The 15,483-nt window shown below is 53.2% G+C and carries 15 protein-coding genes; 3 read left to right on the top strand and 12 right to left on the bottom strand.

Annotated features, from left to right (window positions below; all coding sequences use genetic code 11):
• Positions 1-138 precede the first annotated feature (138 nt).
• Genes hemG through pepQ form a run of 4 tightly spaced genes read right to left on the bottom strand, consistent with a single transcriptional unit; the run spans position 139 to position 4,131 of the window.
• Positions 139-684, bottom strand: coding sequence for a menaquinone-dependent protoporphyrinogen IX dehydrogenase (hemG, locus tag ACJHXA_RS17055; protein ID WP_001533834.1), 546 nt, complete (start codon positions 682-684; stop codon positions 139-141).
• 11 nt (positions 685-695) lie between these two features.
• Complete coding sequence (gene trkH, locus ACJHXA_RS17050; RefSeq protein WP_000545677.1) at positions 696-2,147, bottom strand: Trk system potassium transporter TrkH; 1,452 nt, start codon at positions 2,145-2,147, stop codon at positions 696-698.
• Positions 2,148-2,185: 38 nt separating this feature from the next.
• Positions 2,186-2,800 (bottom strand): IMPACT family protein, encoded by a 615-nt coding sequence (locus tag ACJHXA_RS17045; protein WP_001296979.1) that lies wholly within the window; start codon positions 2,798-2,800, stop codon positions 2,186-2,188.
• The gene (pepQ, locus tag ACJHXA_RS17040) at positions 2,800-4,131 is read right to left on the bottom strand and encodes a Xaa-Pro dipeptidase (RefSeq protein ID WP_000444561.1); all 1,332 of its coding nucleotides are present in this window, start codon (positions 4,129-4,131) and stop codon (positions 2,800-2,802) included. The genes ACJHXA_RS17045 and pepQ overlap by 1 nt, the downstream gene beginning before the upstream one ends.
• 189 nt (positions 4,132-4,320) lie before the next feature.
• On the opposite strand from pepQ, the gene fadB reads away from it, so the two are divergent.
• Positions 4,321-6,510, top strand: a complete 2,190-nt coding sequence (gene fadB / locus ACJHXA_RS17035) for a fatty acid oxidation complex subunit alpha FadB (RefSeq protein WP_000965943.1) — start codon at positions 4,321-4,323, stop codon at positions 6,508-6,510.
• Between the two features lie 9 nt (positions 6,511-6,519).
• The gene (fadA, locus tag ACJHXA_RS17030; RefSeq protein WP_000438729.1) at positions 6,520-7,683 is read left to right on the top strand and encodes an acetyl-CoA C-acyltransferase FadA; all 1,164 of its coding nucleotides are present in this window, start codon (positions 6,520-6,522) and stop codon (positions 7,681-7,683) included.
• Positions 7,684-7,874: 191 nt separating this feature from the next.
• On the opposite strand, the gene fre is transcribed toward fadA, so the two are convergent.
• Positions 7,875-8,576: an NAD(P)H-flavin reductase gene (gene fre / locus ACJHXA_RS17025; RefSeq protein WP_000209826.1), complete on the bottom strand. Its 702-nt coding sequence runs from the start codon at positions 8,574-8,576 to the stop codon at positions 7,875-7,877.
• A 45-nt stretch (positions 8,577-8,621) separates the two neighbouring features.
• Entirely contained in the window at positions 8,622-10,115 is a 1,494-nt protein-coding gene (gene ubiD / locus ACJHXA_RS17020) for a 4-hydroxy-3-polyprenylbenzoate decarboxylase (RefSeq protein WP_000339804.1), read from the bottom strand.
• Positions 10,116-10,281: 166 nt separating this feature from the next.
• On the opposite strand from ubiD, the gene rfaH reads away from it, so the two are divergent.
• Positions 10,282-10,770: a transcription/translation regulatory transformer protein RfaH gene (rfaH, locus tag ACJHXA_RS17015; RefSeq protein ID WP_001192396.1), complete on the top strand. Its 489-nt coding sequence runs from the start codon at positions 10,282-10,284 to the stop codon at positions 10,768-10,770.
• Here the strand turns inward: rfaH and tatD are convergent.
• The 6 genes from tatD to ubiJ all read right to left on the bottom strand — a co-directional run bounded on the left by tatD (position 10,767) and on the right by ubiJ (position 15,479).
• Positions 10,767-11,549, bottom strand: coding sequence for a 3'-5' ssDNA/RNA exonuclease TatD (gene tatD / locus ACJHXA_RS17010; RefSeq protein WP_001299486.1), 783 nt, complete (start codon positions 11,547-11,549; stop codon positions 10,767-10,769). The genes rfaH and tatD overlap by 4 nt on opposite strands.
• Before the next feature lie 41 nt (positions 11,550-11,590).
• Positions 11,591-12,367 carry a Sec-independent protein translocase subunit TatC gene (gene tatC, locus ACJHXA_RS17005; RefSeq protein ID WP_000109943.1) on the bottom strand — a complete coding sequence of 259 codons (777 nt, stop codon included), beginning with the start codon at positions 12,365-12,367 and terminating at the stop codon, positions 11,591-11,593.
• 2 nt (positions 12,368-12,369) lie between these two features.
• Positions 12,370-12,885 carry a Sec-independent protein translocase protein TatB gene (gene tatB / locus ACJHXA_RS17000; RefSeq protein WP_000459594.1) on the bottom strand — a complete coding sequence of 172 codons (516 nt, stop codon included), beginning with the start codon at positions 12,883-12,885 and terminating at the stop codon, positions 12,370-12,372.
• A 3-nt stretch (positions 12,886-12,888) separates the two neighbouring features.
• The gene (gene tatA / locus ACJHXA_RS16995) at positions 12,889-13,158 is read right to left on the bottom strand and encodes a Sec-independent protein translocase subunit TatA (RefSeq protein ID WP_001315927.1); all 270 of its coding nucleotides are present in this window, start codon (positions 13,156-13,158) and stop codon (positions 12,889-12,891) included.
• Between the two features lie 78 nt (positions 13,159-13,236).
• The gene (ubiB, locus tag ACJHXA_RS16990; protein ID WP_000187530.1) at positions 13,237-14,877 is read right to left on the bottom strand and encodes a ubiquinone biosynthesis regulatory protein kinase UbiB; all 1,641 of its coding nucleotides are present in this window, start codon (positions 14,875-14,877) and stop codon (positions 13,237-13,239) included.
• Entirely contained in the window at positions 14,874-15,479 is a 606-nt protein-coding gene (gene ubiJ / locus ACJHXA_RS16985) for a ubiquinone biosynthesis protein UbiJ (protein ID WP_001295259.1), read from the bottom strand. The genes ubiB and ubiJ overlap by 4 nt, the downstream gene beginning before the upstream one ends.
• Positions 15,480-15,483: the final 4 nt, after the last annotated feature.

The following is a 15,483-nucleotide window of genomic DNA, read 5'->3' as shown; positions in this document are numbered from 1 at the left end:
CTCAGGAGAACCCCGCTGACCCGGCGGCGTGTTTGCCGTTGTTCCGTGTCAGTGGTGGCGCATTATAGGGAGTTATTCCGGCCTGACAAGAGGAAATTTAAAATAATTTTCTGACCGCGCATTTTTTATTCTTTATGCTTATTTCAGCGTCGATTTGTCGGTTAAATGGGCGATTTCTCGGGCGAAATTCGCCACCTGCTCCCAATCGGTATAGACAACTTCTTTGCGCGTATCCGTTTCACCGCCTGACATCTTCATAATTAGCTTGATCATAAAACGATCGTACCAGCGATAACGTGGGTAACGCAGCGCCCCGGCAATGACCGCGCAGTGATCGGGACGCCATTGCGAGTTCATCAGAAACTTCCGCGCGTAGCTGTTGGTCTGTGGAGTACGCTTCTCCGGTTTGCGCGCCACCAGGTTTACGGAATAAAAGGCGCTCGGCATCGAATTCAGTCGCGTCGCATGTTTTTTGACAAATTCCTGGAACGCAGAGTGGTAGTGACCATAGCGAATAGAAGCACCAATGACCACACGGTCATAATTTTCCCATTGTGGTTCTTCAATGCGGTGCACATTGGCGACATCCGTCTGGATCCCCAGTTCTTTCAGTTCCGAAGCCAGGTAGGAGGCAATCTCGCGCGTTTGTCCGTCCCTTGTTGAGAAAAGAATTAATGTTTTCACGTATTACTCCATCATTCACGCCAGAAAGTCGGGGTAAAGAGCACCAGCAATGTAAAGACCTCGAGACGACCAAACAGCATGTTGGCAATCAGGATCCATTTAGCCACCGGGTTCATACTGGTAAAGTTATCAGCAACCACGCCAAGCCCTGGCCCCAGGTTATTCAATGTCGCAACAACTGAGGCAAAGGCAGAAAAGTCATCCACGCCCGTGGCGATAATCGCCAGCATACTGACAATAAACACCAATGCATAGGCGGAGAAAAATCCCCAAACGGCTTCGAGGATACGTTCCGGCAGTGCGCGATTCCCCAGCTTAATGCTATAGACGGCGTTCGGATGCACCAGTCGTTTCAGCTCACGGTTCCCCTGCTTAAACAGCAGCAGGATGCGGATCACTTTCAGGCCACCGCCCGTTGACCCGGCGCAACCGCCGATAAAAGCCGAACATAAAAGCAGTACCGGCAAAAAGAGCGGCCAGCGGGCAATGCTGTCAGTCGTAAACCCGGCGGTTGTCGCCATCGACACCACCTGGAAAAACGCCTGGTTAATTGTCATCAGCGCCGAACTGTAGACATTATGAAACCACAGTACGAGGGTACAAATAACCACCAGCGTAAACTGTACGCCGATAAACATGCGAAATTCCGGATCGCGCCAATAAACCTTCAGACTACGCCCACTTAACAGTGAAAAGTGCAGACCGTAGTTACAGCCGGAGATCAGCAGGAAGATAGCAATGATAGTGTTAATAGTCGGGCTATCGAAATAACCGATACTGGCATCATGTGTCGAGAAGCCGCCAATAGCGATAGTCGCAAAGCTATGGCCGATGGCATCAAAGGCATCCATTCCGGCAAACCACAACGCCAGCGCACAGGCGACGGTCAGCAAGACATAAATCAACCACAGGGTTTTCGCCGTTTCCGCAATTCGCGGGCGCATTTTGTTATCTTTCAGCGGGCCGGGCATTTCTGCGCGATAGAGCTGCATCCCACCCACGCCGAGGATAGGCAGTATCGCAACCGCTAACACGATGATCCCCATCCCGCCAAACCATTGCAGCATCTGGCGATAAAAGAGGATGGCGTGAGGGAGCGAATCCAGCCCCACCAGCGTAGTGGCCCCGGTGGTGGTCAGGCCAGAGAAAGATTCAAAAAACGCATCGGTAATCGTGAGGTTCGGGCTTTCCGAGAAGATAAAAGGGAGCGCACCGACGCTACCCAGCACGGTCCAGAACAGCACCACTATCAGAAACCCCTCACGGGATTTAAGTTCGCCTTTCTCTTTGCGGTTCGGCCACCACAGCATAGAGCCAATGGCGAGGGCGACAAAAAAGGTCTGGGTAAAAGCGCGGCCCGCTCCATCCCGGTAGATGAGTGCTACCAGCCCAGGGATAATCATGGTCCCTGAAAATAAGATGACCAGTAGTCCAACGATTCGGGTAATGGCGCGAAAATGCATCTCTGCCGCTTCCTTAGTTCTGCAAAACGAAGTGGGGATTATTCTTCAATCGCTAACAATTGCAATGAACCACGGCTAAAATCCGCCAGCTTTGCGGAAAATTCAGCCACTTTCGCCGCCGGAAGCGCCACCCGCAGCAGAACGAATGCCTGATAATCACTGTTGATAATTTTGCCGTCACACTGCCCCAGCAACGCTTCAATGCCGGTTAACTGACTATATTCACATTGCAAAGTATATTCGGTTAATGGCGTCTTGCGTTGGGTCGTTAGCTGGCGCAGCGCCTGATTCACGCCGCCGCCATACGCTTTCACTAACCCACCGGTGCCAAGCAATATGCCGCCGTAGTAGCGCACTACCACAGCGGTAATTTCCCCGACGCCGCTGCCCATTAGCTGGGCGAGCATCGGTTTACCTGCCGTTCCCGCCGGCTCCCCGTCGTCAGAGAAACCCAGCTGTTGAGAATCATCCGGCGCACCCGCCACCCACGCCACGCAATGGTGGCGGGCATCGGGGTGTTCTGCCCGCACCGATTCAACAAACGCTTTCGCCGCCTCAACGCCATCGGTATGCGCCAACATCGTTATGAAGCGGCTCTTTTTGATCTCTTCAACGACCGTGACCGGTGCCGCAGGAATTAACCAGCTTTCCATCACGCCAGTTTCAGATCCCGGGTCATGTTTTCCACGTTGTTTTCGTGGATCACCACGTTGTCTTCGATACGAATGCCGCCGAACGGTTTCAGTGCTTCAATTTTCTGCCAGTTGAAGTGCTTGCTGAACTGCCCTTCACGCCACGGTGCCAGCAGCGATTCAATGAAGTAGATACCCGGTTCGATGGTTAACACCATGCCCGGCTGGAGAATACGGGTGCAGCGCAGGTACGGATATTTTGCCGGTGCCGCGAGGTGCGTACCGCTATCATCCTGCATAAAACCGGCTACGTCATGCACCTGCAGGCCCAGCGGATGGCCAATACCGTGCGGCATAAACGGTCCGGTGAGATCGTTTTCGACCATCGCTTCTTCACTCATATCGGTGATGATTTGATGTTTACGCAGCAGTTTGGCGATGCGCTGATGGAACTGGATGTGGTAATCCACATAGCTGACGCCTGCTTTCATGGTAGCGATCAGCGCCAGTTGTTCATCATTTACGTCTTTCACCAGCTGTGCGTAGTCGTTGTCACTTTTTGCCGACCAGGTACGGGTCAGGTCAGCCGCATAGCCGTTATATTCGGCCCCGGCATCCAGCAGGAAGCTGCGCATCTCTTCCGGTGCCTGGTGGTCCAGTTTGGTGTAATGCAACACCGCAGCGTGTTCGTTGAGCGCCACAATGTTGCTGTAAGGTACGTCGGTATCACGATGACCGGTCGCGGTCAGATAGGCAATGTTGATATCGAACTCGCTCATGCCAGAACGGAACGCTTCTTCTGCCGCGCGATGACCGTTGACCGCCATTTTCTGCGCTTCACGCATACAGGCCAGTTCGTACTCGGTTTTGAAGGAGCGGTAGTAATGCAGGTAGTCGATCACCCCTTTCGGGTTGATATTGCTGGCCTCAATACCCAGTTGCAGCGCACGTTCCGGCACCGGACCGATATAACCGATATTCCCGCGCGCAGCAGGCAGCAGGCTACCAATGCCATCGGCTTTCGGCAGCGCGATCACTTCCACGTCTTCAGTCCAGAAAGAGGTCGGCAGCGGTTCGACGTTGTGCCAGTAATCAACCGGCAGATAGAACCACAGTTTCGGCTTGTTCACGCCATCCACCAGCAGCCAGCAGTTTGGCACCTGAGTTACCGGCACCCACGCTTTGAATTGCGGGTTCACTTTAAACGGATAGGGATGATCGTCGAGAAAAACGTTGAACAGTTCGCCGGAGTGAATAAGTAACGCATCCAGCTTGAAGCGCGCCAGCGCATCGCGAGTCCGTTCCTGTAAGGTAGCTATATGATTTTTATAGAGTGAGGCCAGTGATTCCATTTTTTACCCTTCTGTTTTTTTGACCTTAAGTCTCCGCATCTTAGCACATCGTTCATCCAGAGCGTGATTTCTGCCGAGCGTGATCAGATCGGCATTTCTTTAATCTTTTATTTGCATATTTTTAACACAAAATACACACTTCGATGCATCTGGTACGACCAGATCACCTTGCGGATTCAGGAGACTGACATGCTTTACAAAGGCGACACCCTGTACCTTGACTGGCTGGAAGATGGCATTGCCGAACTGGTATTTGATGCCCCAGGTTCAGTTAATAAACTCGACACTGCGACCGTCGCCAGCCTCGGCGAGGCCATCGGCGTGCTGGAACAGCAATCAGATCTAAAAGGGCTGCTGCTGCGTTCGAACAAAGCAGCCTTTATCGTCGGTGCTGATATCACCGAATTTTTGTCCCTGTTCCTCGTTCCTGAAGAACAGTTAAGTCAGTGGCTGCACTTTGCCAATAGCGTGTTTAATCGCCTGGAAGATCTGCCGGTGCCGACCATTGCTGCCGTCAACGGCTATGCGCTGGGCGGTGGCTGCGAATGCGTGCTGGCGACCGATTATCGTCTGGCGACGCCGGATCTGCGCATCGGTCTGCCGGAAACCAAACTGGGCATCATGCCGGGCTTTGGCGGTTCTGTACGTATGCCACGTATGCTGGGCGCTGACAGTGCGCTGGAAATCATTGCCGCCGGTAAAGATGTCGGCGCGGATCAGGCGCTGAAAATCGGTCTGGTGGATGGCGTAGTCAAAGCAGAAAAACTGGTTGAAGGCGCAAAGGCGGTTTTACGCCAGGCCATTAACGGCGACCTCGACTGGAAAGCAAAACGTCAGCCGAAGCTGGAACCACTAAAACTGAGCAAGATTGAAGCCACCATGAGCTTCACCATCGCTAAAGGGATGGTCGCACAAACAGCGGGGAAACATTATCCGGCCCCCATCACCGCAGTAAAAACCATTGAAGCTGCGGCCCGTTTTGGTCGTGAAGAAGCCTTAAACCTGGAAAACAAAAGTTTTGTCCCGCTGGCGCATACCAACGAAGCCCGCGCACTGGTCGGCATTTTCCTTAACGATCAATATGTAAAAGGCAAAGCGAAGAAACTCACCAAAGACGTTGAAACCCCGAAACAGGCCGCGGTGCTGGGTGCAGGCATTATGGGCGGCGGCATCGCTTACCAGTCTGCGTGGAAAGGCGTGCCGGTTGTCATGAAAGATATCAACGACAAGTCGTTAACCCTCGGCATGACCGAAGCCGCGAAACTGCTGAACAAGCAGCTTGAGCGCGGCAAGATCGATGGTCTGAAACTGGCTGGCGTGATCTCCACAATCCACCCAACGCTCGACTACGCCGGGTTTGACCGCGTGGATGTTGTGGTAGAAGCGGTTGTCGAAAACCCGAAAGTGAAAAAAGCCGTACTGGCAGAAACCGAACAAAAAGTACGCCCGGATACCGTGCTGGCGTCTAACACTTCAACCATTCCTATCAGCGAACTGGCCAACGCGCTGGAACGCCCGGAAAACTTCTGCGGAATGCACTTTTTTAACCCGGTACACCGGATGCCGTTGGTAGAAATTATTCGCGGCGAGAAAAGCTCCGACGAAACCATCGCGAAAGTTGTCGCCTGGGCGAGCAAGATGGGCAAGACGCCGATTGTGGTTAACGACTGCCCCGGCTTCTTTGTTAACCGCGTGCTGTTCCCGTATTTCGCCGGTTTCAGCCAGCTGCTGCGCGACGGCGCGGATTTCCGCAAGATCGACAAAGTGATGGAAAAACAGTTTGGCTGGCCGATGGGTCCGGCATATCTGCTGGATGTCGTGGGCATTGATACCGCGCATCACGCTCAGGCTGTCATGGCAGCAGGCTTCCCGCAGCGGATGCAGAAAGATTACCGCGATGCCATCGACGCGCTGTTTGATGCCAACCGCTTTGGTCAGAAGAACGGCCTCGGTTTCTGGCGTTATAAAGAAGACAGCAAAGGTAAGCCGAAGAAAGAAGAAGACGCCGCCGTTGAAGACCTGCTGGCAGAAGTGAGCCAGCCGAAGCGCGATTTCAGCGAAGAAGAGATTATCGCCCGCATGATGATCCCGATGGTCAACGAAGTGGTGCGCTGTCTGGAGGAAGGCATTATCGCCACTCCGGCGGAAGCGGATATGGCGCTGGTCTACGGCCTGGGCTTCCCTCCGTTCCACGGCGGCGCGTTCCGCTGGCTGGACACCCTCGGTAGCGCAAAATACCTCGATATGGCACAGCAATATCAGCACCTCGGCCCGCTGTATGAAGTGCCGGAAGGTCTGCGTAATAAAGCGCGTCATAACGAACCGTACTATCCCCCGGTTGAGCCAGCCCGTCCGGTTGGCGACCTGAAAACGGCTTAAGGAGTCACAATGGAACAGGTTGTCATTGTCGATGCAATTCGCACCCCGATGGGCCGTTCGAAGGGCGGTGCTTTTCGTAACGTGCGTGCAGAAGATCTCTCCGCTCATTTAATGCGTAGCCTGCTGGCGCGTAACCCGGCGCTGGAAGCGGCGGCCCTCGACGATATTTACTGGGGTTGTGTGCAGCAGACGCTGGAGCAGGGTTTTAATATCGCCCGTAACGCGGCGCTGCTGGCAGAAGTGCCGCACTCTGTCCCGGCGGTTACCGTCAATCGCTTGTGTGGTTCATCCATGCAGGCACTGCATGACGCAGCACGAATGATCATGACTGGCGATGCGCAGGCATGTCTGGTTGGCGGCGTGGAGCATATGGGCCATGTGCCGATGAGTCACGGCGTCGATTTTCACCCCGGCCTGAGCCGCAATGTCGCCAAAGCGGCGGGCATGATGGGCTTAACGGCAGAAATGCTGGCGCGTATGCACGGTATCAGCCGTGAAATGCAGGATGCCTTTGCCGCGCGGTCACACGCCCGCGCCTGGGCCGCCACGCAGTCGGCCGCATTTAAAAATGAAATCATCCCAACTGGTGGTCACGATGCCGACGGCGTCCTGAAGCAGTTTAATTACGACGAAGTGATTCGCCCGGAAACCACCGTGGAAGCCCTCGCCACGCTGCGTCCGGCGTTTGATCCAGTAAACGGTACGGTAACGGCGGGCACATCTTCTGCACTTTCCGATGGCGCAGCTGCCATGCTGGTGATGAGTGAAAGCCGCGCCCATGAATTAGGTCTTAAGCCGCGCGCTCGTGTGCGTTCGATGGCGGTCGTTGGTTGTGACCCATCGATTATGGGTTACGGCCCGGTTCCGGCCTCGAAGCTGGCGCTGAAAAAAGCGGGGCTTTCTGCCAGCGATATCGGCGTGTTTGAGATGAACGAAGCCTTTGCCGCGCAGATCCTGCCGTGCATTAAAGATCTCGGGCTAATGGAGCAGATTGACGAGAAGATCAACCTCAATGGTGGTGCGATCGCGCTGGGTCATCCGCTGGGCTGTTCCGGTGCGCGTATCAGCACCACGCTGCTGAATCTGATGGAACGCAAAGACGTTCAGTTTGGTCTGGCGACGATGTGTATCGGTCTGGGTCAGGGTATTGCGACGGTGTTTGAGCGGGTTTAACCACTTGCCGGATGCGGCGTGAACGCCTTATCCGGTCTACCGATCCGGCACCAATGTAGGCCTGATAAGACGCGCCAGCGTCGCATCAGGCGTCGTGCACCAATTGCCGGATGCGACATAGATCTAAATGCCACTGAATAAAGTTTTAGTTGCCGTTCTTCCCGCCTGTCAGGGGCGGGTTTTTTTATATCTCAGATAAATGCAAACGCATCGCCAAACAGGCGATCTTCCCGCGCATTACGCTCACTGCAAAACAGGTCACGGGCAATTTTCGCCATCTCAAAACGTCCGGCAATATAGATATCATGCTCTGCCAGCGTACCATGATCCTGCAATACCGCCGTTAACACGGTACCAGTACGCCCACGCCAGCCTGCTTCCGGTTGTTCAACCACCGGCACCACTTGCAGACCAGGGTGCTTTAACGAAAGCGCCTCAAGCTCGCAGAGATCATACAGATGCTGCTCTTCACGCCCGCCCCAGTAAATGGTGATATCACGGTTTGGGTTACGCGCCAACGCTGTCAGCAAAATCGAGCGGGCATAAGAGAACCCGGTGCCGCCCGCAATCAAAATCATCGGACGCTCTTCATCATCGCGCAGCCACGCTTCTCCGTGGGGAATATCGACCACGATTTGATGATCTTTGAGGATGCGGTCCATGACTGCTTTCGCGTAAAGGTTGATTTCAGAAGCGCCAATATGCAGCTCGATAAACCCTTTTTCATCCGGCGTCGAGGCCATTGAGAACGGACGTTTGTCGCGCTCATCCATCACTACCATCAAATACTGACCAGCACGAAAAGAAAAGGCCGCGTCTGGCACGATGCGGACACGATATACGGTATCCGTGATAGCTTCTACCGAGGTCACTTTACAGCTTAAGGTTGTCATGCGCTTTCTCTGTCGGATCGATAAATAGGGCAAAACAAACGCGCATCAGGCGCTTTTACCGTTGTTAAAAATAGCCAGTTCATCCCAGATGGCGTCAATATGCGCGACAACATCTGGATCTTTTTTGATGGGACGTCCCCATTCACGCTGGGTTTCCCCCGGCCATTTATTCGTGGCATCCAGCCCCATTTTTGAACCCAGCCCGGAGACAGGCGAGGCAAAATCCAGATAATCAATAGGCGTATTTTCTACCAGAACAGTATCCCGCGCCGGGTCCATACGGGTGGTAATCGCCCAAATCACATCGTTCCAGTCGCGTGCGTTGACGTCATCATCGCAAACGATCACAAATTTAGTGTACATAAACTGGCGTAAGAACGACCAGACGCCCATCATGACGCGCTTCGCGTGTCCGGCGTACTGTTTTTTGATCGTCACTACCGCCAGACGATAAGAACAGCCTTCCGGCGGCAGGTAAAAATCGACAATTTCCGGGAACTGTTTTTGCAGAATCGGTACAAACACTTCGTTCAACGCCACGCCCAGTACCGCGGGCTCATCTGGCGGACGCCCGGTATAGGTGGAATGGTAAATCGCATCTTCACGCTGGGTAATATGCGTCACGGTAAATACCGGGAAACTATCGACTTCGTTATAGTAACCGGTGTGGTCGCCATACGGCCCTTCCGGCGCCGTTTCACCTTGTTCGATATACCCTTCCAGCACAATCTCCGCACTGGCGGGCACTTCAAGGTCATTGGAGATACACTTCACCACTTCGGTCTTGGTACCGCGCAGCAATCCGGCAAACGCATACTCTGAAAGTGTATCCGGAACGGGGGTGACTGCACCGAGAATCGTGGCGGGATCGGCACCCAGCGCCACAGAAACCGGGAAACGTTCGCCCGGATGCGCCGCACACCACTCCTGATAATCCAGCGCGCCGCCGCGATGCGACAGCCAGCGCATAATCAGTTTGTTTTTACCAATCAGCTGCTGGCGATAAATGCCCAGATTCTGCCGCTCTTTATGCGGGCCGCGCGTCACTGTCAGCCCCCAGGTAATCAGCGGCGCGGCATCTTCCGGCCAGCAGGTCATAATGGGAATGCGATTGAGATCGACGTCATCGCCAGAGACGATTTTTTGTTGGCAGGGCGCACCACGCAGCCGCTTTGTCGGCATGTTCAATACTTGCTTAAACTGCGGCAGTTTATCAAACAGGTCGCGGAAACCTTTTGGCGGCTCCGGCTCTTTCAGAAACGCCAATAATTTACCAACTTCACGCAGCGCCGAAACATCTTCCTGCCCCATGCCCATCGCCACGCGCTTTGGCGTACCGAACAGGTTGCACAGCACCGGCATTGAGTAGCCTTTAGGGTTTTCGAACAACAGCGCAGGCCCACCGGCACGCAAAGTGCGGTCAGCAATTTCAGTGATTTCCAGATGCGGATCCACCGGGAGCGTGATACGTTTTAGCTCACCCTGCTGTTCAAGCAGCGTCAAGAAGTCGCGTAAATCGTTATATTTCATGGCGTCCATTGTAGCCTCTTAATCTACGCCCATTATACGGCGTTCATCTTTGCGATGCTGTAAATTTGTTAAATTAGCGTGAACTCTGACGGTATAACGCAAACCGGGGAATATAATTAACTTAGCTTAAAGCTTTTGCTATCCTTGCGCCCCGATTAAACGGATAAGAGTCATTATGCAATCCTGGTATTTACTGTACTGCAAGCGCGGGCAACTTCAACGTGCCCAGGAACACCTCGAAAGACAGGCTGTGAATTGCCTGGCACCGATGATCACCCTGGAAAAAATCGTGCGTGGAAAACGTACTGCAGTCAGTGAGCCATTGTTTCCCAACTACCTGTTTGTCGAATTTGATCCAGAAGTGATTCATACCACGACTATCAACGCGACCCGCGGTGTCAGCCACTTCGTGCGCTTTGGCGCGTCGCCAGCGATAGTCCCATCGGCGGTGATTCATCAGCTATCGGTATATAAACCGAAAGACATTGTCGATCCGGCAACCCCTTATCCGGGTGATAAGGTGATTATTACCGAAGGCGCGTTCGAAGGCTTTCAGGCCATTTTCACCGAACCCGATGGTGAGGCTCGCTCCATGCTATTGCTTAATCTTATTAATAAAGAGATTAAGCACAGTGTGAAGAACACCGAGTTCCGCAAACTCTAAAACGCAATCCCAAACAGTGTTTTGACATTGGCATCCGTGGTGGCAGCCAGCCATGCGGCATCTTCTCCACGCCAGTGCGCAATACGTTGCAAAATATGGGGCAGATGGGCTGGCTCGTTGCGCCGGGATGATGGCTTTGGCGTGAGATCGCGCGGGAGCAGATACGGCGCATCAGTTTCGATCAGCAATTTCTCCGCCGGAATCAACGGCAACAATTCCCGCAGCTCCAGCCCGCGTCGTTCATCGCAAACCCAACCGGTAATGCCGATATAAATTCCACGCGCCACGCACGCCTGCATCTCTTCGCGTGTGCCGGTAAAGCAATGAAGAACCGCACCAGGCAGTTTATCCAGCCACGGCTCCAGCAATGTCATAAACCGCTCGTGGGCATCGCGACAGTGCATAAATACCGGCATGTTTAATTCTGCGGCAATGCGTAGCTGAGCAACAAAAGCGCGTTCCTGCTCTTCCGGCGTCGAAAAGTTGCGGTTAAAGTCGAGACCACATTCACCAATCGCCACCACTTCTGGCTGCGCGGCCAGCTCAATAATCGCTTCTTCAGTCGCAGCTTGCCACTGGCTGCTGTCGTGAGGATGTACGCCCGCCGTTGACCAACAGGACGAATACTGACGCGCCAGCTTTTGCGCCTGCTGGCTTTCACGCAGGTTAGTGCCGGTGATGAGTAGCCCATTAACTCCCGCGTCAAAAGCGCGCGCTACAACATCATCACGGTCTTTCGCAAATTGCGAACTGGTCAAATTAACGCCGATATCAAACATCCTGTACTCCATATGACAACCGCCCTGACGGGCGGTTGAATTTATTCTTCAGTTTTTTCGCTTTCTGCTTCAGCGTCGTTTTCCTCTTCCCGATTTCGCCCTTTACCAACGTAAAAGCGTGAGAAGAAGACACCGATTTCAAACAGACAGTACATCGGGATCGCCAACAGCGTTTGCGAGAAGACATCCGGCGGTGTCAGCAGCATCCCGACAACGAATGCACCAACCAGCACATACGGGCGTTTTTTGCGTAAGTCTTCTGGCGAGGTAATCCCCATCCAGCACAGCAGCACAATTGCCACAGGCACTTCAAAGGAGACACCAAACGCCATAAACAACGCCATAACGAAGCTTAAATAGCTGGCGATGTCGGTGGATACCTGTACCCCTTCCGGCGCGGTATTGGCAAGGAAGCCAAATGCCAGCGGAAAGACCACAAAGTAGGCGAACGCCATGCCGATATAAAACAGCAGCGAGCTGGAAACCAGCAGCGGCACCACCAGGCGACGTTCATGCTTATACAGCGCTGGGGCGATAAATGCCCACACCTGATAGAGAATCACCGGCGCTGACAGAATCAGCGACACCATAAAGGTCAGCTTGATCGGCGTAAAGAACGGCGAGGCCACGTCGGTGGCGATCATCGTTGAACCTTGCGGCAACTGCTTGATCAATGGCGCGGATACCAGGTGATAGATGTCATTGGCGAAATAGACCAGACACAGGAATATCACGATCACCGCGATAATGCAGTTCAGCAGACGCTTACGCAGCTCAATTAGATGCGTGATAAGCGGTTGAGTATCTTCTACAGACATGTTTACGGTTTATCACTCGACGAAGGGGAAGGTGCAGCGGTTTTCGGTTCAGCGTCCGCAGCAGGTTTTACCACCGGCTCTGGCGTGGTTTCTGGCTTCTGTTCCGGCGAACTGGCCTGCGTTTGTGCAGCGGCAGGCGTTACGCCCTCATGCGCAGCTTCATTATCTTTCACCACCGGGTTATGGATGGTGTGCGCTTCATCGCTCGCCTTTTCAGGATCGTTTGCAACGTAGGAACGCTTCATCGACTCCGCGGCCTGGCGTAGTTCATCCATCGACGCTTTCAGTTCGGGCGTCAGGTTAGTGAGGCTCGCCTTTTCAACCTTTTTCAGACTGTCCTGAAACTCCTGGAGTTTTAACTCCTGGGTCAGTTCGTTCTGCACCGTTGTCGCCAGTGAACGCAACGCGCGAATCCAGCCCGCTACCGTTTTTACCGCCACAGGCAGTCGTTGCGGCCCCAGAACGACGAGGCCGATGATGAACACCAATAGCAGTTCGCTAAAACCGATATCAAACACGGATTACACCTGCTCTTTATCGTGGCGCTTCGCGTCTTCTGTTTTAGCCTGTTCCTGATTCGTATTCGCCTGCTTATCGGCGATAGTTTTCGCAGTAAAATCAGCATCCTGACTGGTTTTATCCTGCTTTGGTTCATCATCGCTCATTGCTTTTTTAAAGCCTTTGATCGACGCACCAAGATCGGAACCGATGGAGCCGAGCTTTTTGGTGCCAAAAAGCAGTACAACGATGACGGCAATAATCAATAACTGCCAAATACTGATACCACCCATACATGTTCCTCTGTGGTAGATGATGATTAAACAAGGCCGCATTATACGTTACACGGCCCGCCTTGAGCGATGAAAAAATCAGCGTGTTTTGCGCCAACCGACAAACCAGGCGATCAGACCACCTGCCATTAACCAGCCGGGCATCAGCCCCCATTCAGGTCGGCTGACCAACAAGAATGTGCCACTTAATACTAACGTAGCGCCAATTCCGAGAAAATAACGCGATTGTCCCTGACGTACATGATTTGACTGAAGCTCGCGGGCAATCTTATCAACACTGTGCTGTAAATACTTGCCCTGGCGCAAACTGTCGTAAACCAGTTCAGGCAGTTCTGGCATTTTTTCGACCCAGAACGGCGCTTTTTCTTTAAATGCTCTCACCAGCGCAGGAATACCGACCTGATCTTTAATCCACGACTCCAGGAAAGGCTTCGCCGTTTTCCATAAATCGAGTTGCGGATAAAGCTGGCGTCCTACCCCTTCGACGTAGAGCAGGGTTTTCTGGAGTAACACCAGTTGCGGCTGCACTTCCATATTGAAGCGACGCGCCGTATTAAACAGATTTAACAGTACATGTCCAAACGAAATTTCGGCCAGCGGTTTCTCAAAGATAGGTTCACAGACCGTACGAATGGCAAATTCGAACTCTTCAACGTTGGTATCTGGTGGCACCCAGCCAGAATCGACGTGTAGCTCTGCCACTTTGCGATAGTCGCGATTAAAGAAGGCGATAAAGTTTTCTGCCAGATAGCGTTTATCTTCTTTGTTTAGCGAGCCAACAATCCCGCAATCAATGCCGATATATTTCGGGTTTTCCGGGTGTTCATAGCTTACGAAGATGTTGCCAGGGTGCATATCGGCATGGAAAAAGCTGTCGCGAAAGACCTGAGTGAAGAACACCTGCACGCCGCGTTCCGCCAGCAATTTCATGTTGGTGCCGTTTTTCTCCAGCGCCGCAACATCAGACACCGGAATGCCGTAAATGCGCTCCATCACCATCATCCCTTCACTACAATAGTCAGGGTAAACTTCCGGGATGTAGAGCATCGGGCTGTCTTCAAAATTGCGCCGAAGCTGAATGGCGTTGGCAGATTCCCGCAGCAAATTCAGTTCATCAATCAATGTCTTTTCGTACTCGCGCACCACTTCGGTTGGGCGCAGACGGCGACCATCCGGCAGCAAACGCGGCACCCAGCGAGCCAGACGGTAGATAAGTTTCAGATCCGCTTTAATAACCGGCAAAATATCCGGGCGGATGACTTTAATCACCACCTCTTTACCATTCGATTTCAATCGCGCGGTATGAACCTGGGCGATAGAAGCAGAAGCCAGCGGCTTGATTTCAAAATCGTCAAACCACGCTTCTACCGGCAAGCCGCCCATTGCAGCTTCAATCTGCTGCTTCGCCAGCTTGCCATCAAACGGAGCAACTTTGTCCTGCAATAACGCCAGCTGATCGGCAATATGCGGTGGAAAAAGATCGCGGCGGGTTGATAACATTTGCCCGAACTTGATCCAAACCGGCCCCAGTTCTTGCAGGGCCAGTCGTAGTCGCTCACCTAAAAGTTTGTCTTTATGCCGATTTGGCATCCAGAATAATGAGTATCGCCATAGCCGTAGCGGCAGGGTGATACGCATTTTGGGGATCAGTTCATCAAGTCCGTAGCTTAAAAAAGTGCGAATGATGAAATATAGGCGCCGTACTTCACCTGGCGTCATTTAGCCTCCAGTTTTTCCAGCCGTTTGGTCAGGGCATCAACAGCACGCTCGACGGCAGCCGTCTCTTCCGCAAACCAGGCCACTTCAAGCGGACCGGGTGCCATACGCCACTCTTCAGTAATGGCTTCCGCCACATAACGTTGCTGGCGCTTAATGCCGTGATGCAGGAACTTTGCGCCTCCGCGCATGGCTTTGCTGATTCCTTCAGCGGCGATATCACCGGTATAAGGGGCCAGCAGTTCCGCAGGGTCGAACTCTGCCAGATCTGCCAGCGCAACGAAGTTTTGCACCACCTGAATATCGCCCTGCACTTCCAGCTCACCACTGCGAATCAGTGCGGTAAGCTGCTGGCGATCGCGAAGTTTCGGCAACACACTGGCGTAGGCGATAACGGTGCAGTCAGCATCGCCTGCCCATTCGCCCAGTACATCAACCTGGCGTTCGCTGAACACCAGAATCAATGACGTCGAAAAGCCTTTTACCTCCACGCGCAATACTTTACCCAGCAGACGCGAGCGGGCTGTTTTCAGCGCGGGTGAGCGATACAGGAAGGTGTTGAGCAGACTTTCAATTCCTGCCGTCACTAAAGGTTTAAAAGGCATTTCC

The sequence above is a fragment of the Escherichia sp. WS33 genome (genome assembly GCF_046486385.1).
Taxonomy (GTDB): domain Bacteria; phylum Pseudomonadota; class Gammaproteobacteria; order Enterobacterales; family Enterobacteriaceae; genus ECMA0423.
The sequence above is the reverse complement of the archived record's forward strand: the minus strand, read 5'-3'. Positions and strand labels throughout refer to the sequence as shown.

Excerpts from the sequence above, each read along its gene's own strand:
- trkH (WP_000545677.1), bottom strand. The coding sequence starts at position 2,147 with ATGCATTTTCGCGCCATTACCCGAATCGTTGGACTACTGGTCATCTTA.
- ACJHXA_RS17045 (WP_001296979.1), bottom strand. The coding sequence starts at position 2,800 with ATGGAAAGCTGGTTAATTCCTGCGGCACCGGTCACGGTCGTTGAAGAG.
- pepQ (WP_000444561.1), bottom strand. The coding sequence starts at position 4,131 with ATGGAATCACTGGCCTCACTCTATAAAAATCATATAGCTACCTTACAG.
- fadB (WP_000965943.1), top strand. The coding sequence starts at position 4,321 with ATGCTTTACAAAGGCGACACCCTGTACCTTGACTGGCTGGAAGATGGC.
- fadA (WP_000438729.1), top strand. The coding sequence starts at position 6,520 with ATGGAACAGGTTGTCATTGTCGATGCAATTCGCACCCCGATGGGCCGT.
- fre (WP_000209826.1), bottom strand. The coding sequence starts at position 8,576 with ATGACAACCTTAAGCTGTAAAGTGACCTCGGTAGAAGCTATCACGGAT.
- ubiD (WP_000339804.1), bottom strand. The coding sequence starts at position 10,115 with ATGGACGCCATGAAATATAACGATTTACGCGACTTCTTGACGCTGCTT.
- rfaH (WP_001192396.1), top strand. The coding sequence starts at position 10,282 with ATGCAATCCTGGTATTTACTGTACTGCAAGCGCGGGCAACTTCAACGT.
- tatD (WP_001299486.1), bottom strand. The coding sequence starts at position 11,549 with ATGTTTGATATCGGCGTTAATTTGACCAGTTCGCAATTTGCGAAAGAC.
- tatC (WP_000109943.1), bottom strand. The coding sequence starts at position 12,367 with ATGTCTGTAGAAGATACTCAACCGCTTATCACGCATCTAATTGAGCTG.
- tatA (WP_001315927.1), bottom strand. The coding sequence starts at position 13,158 with ATGGGTGGTATCAGTATTTGGCAGTTATTGATTATTGCCGTCATCGTT.
- ubiB (WP_000187530.1), bottom strand. The coding sequence starts at position 14,877 with ATGACGCCAGGTGAAGTACGGCGCCTATATTTCATCATTCGCACTTTT.
- ubiJ (WP_001295259.1), bottom strand. The coding sequence starts at position 15,479 with ATGCCTTTTAAACCTTTAGTGACGGCAGGAATTGAAAGTCTGCTCAAC.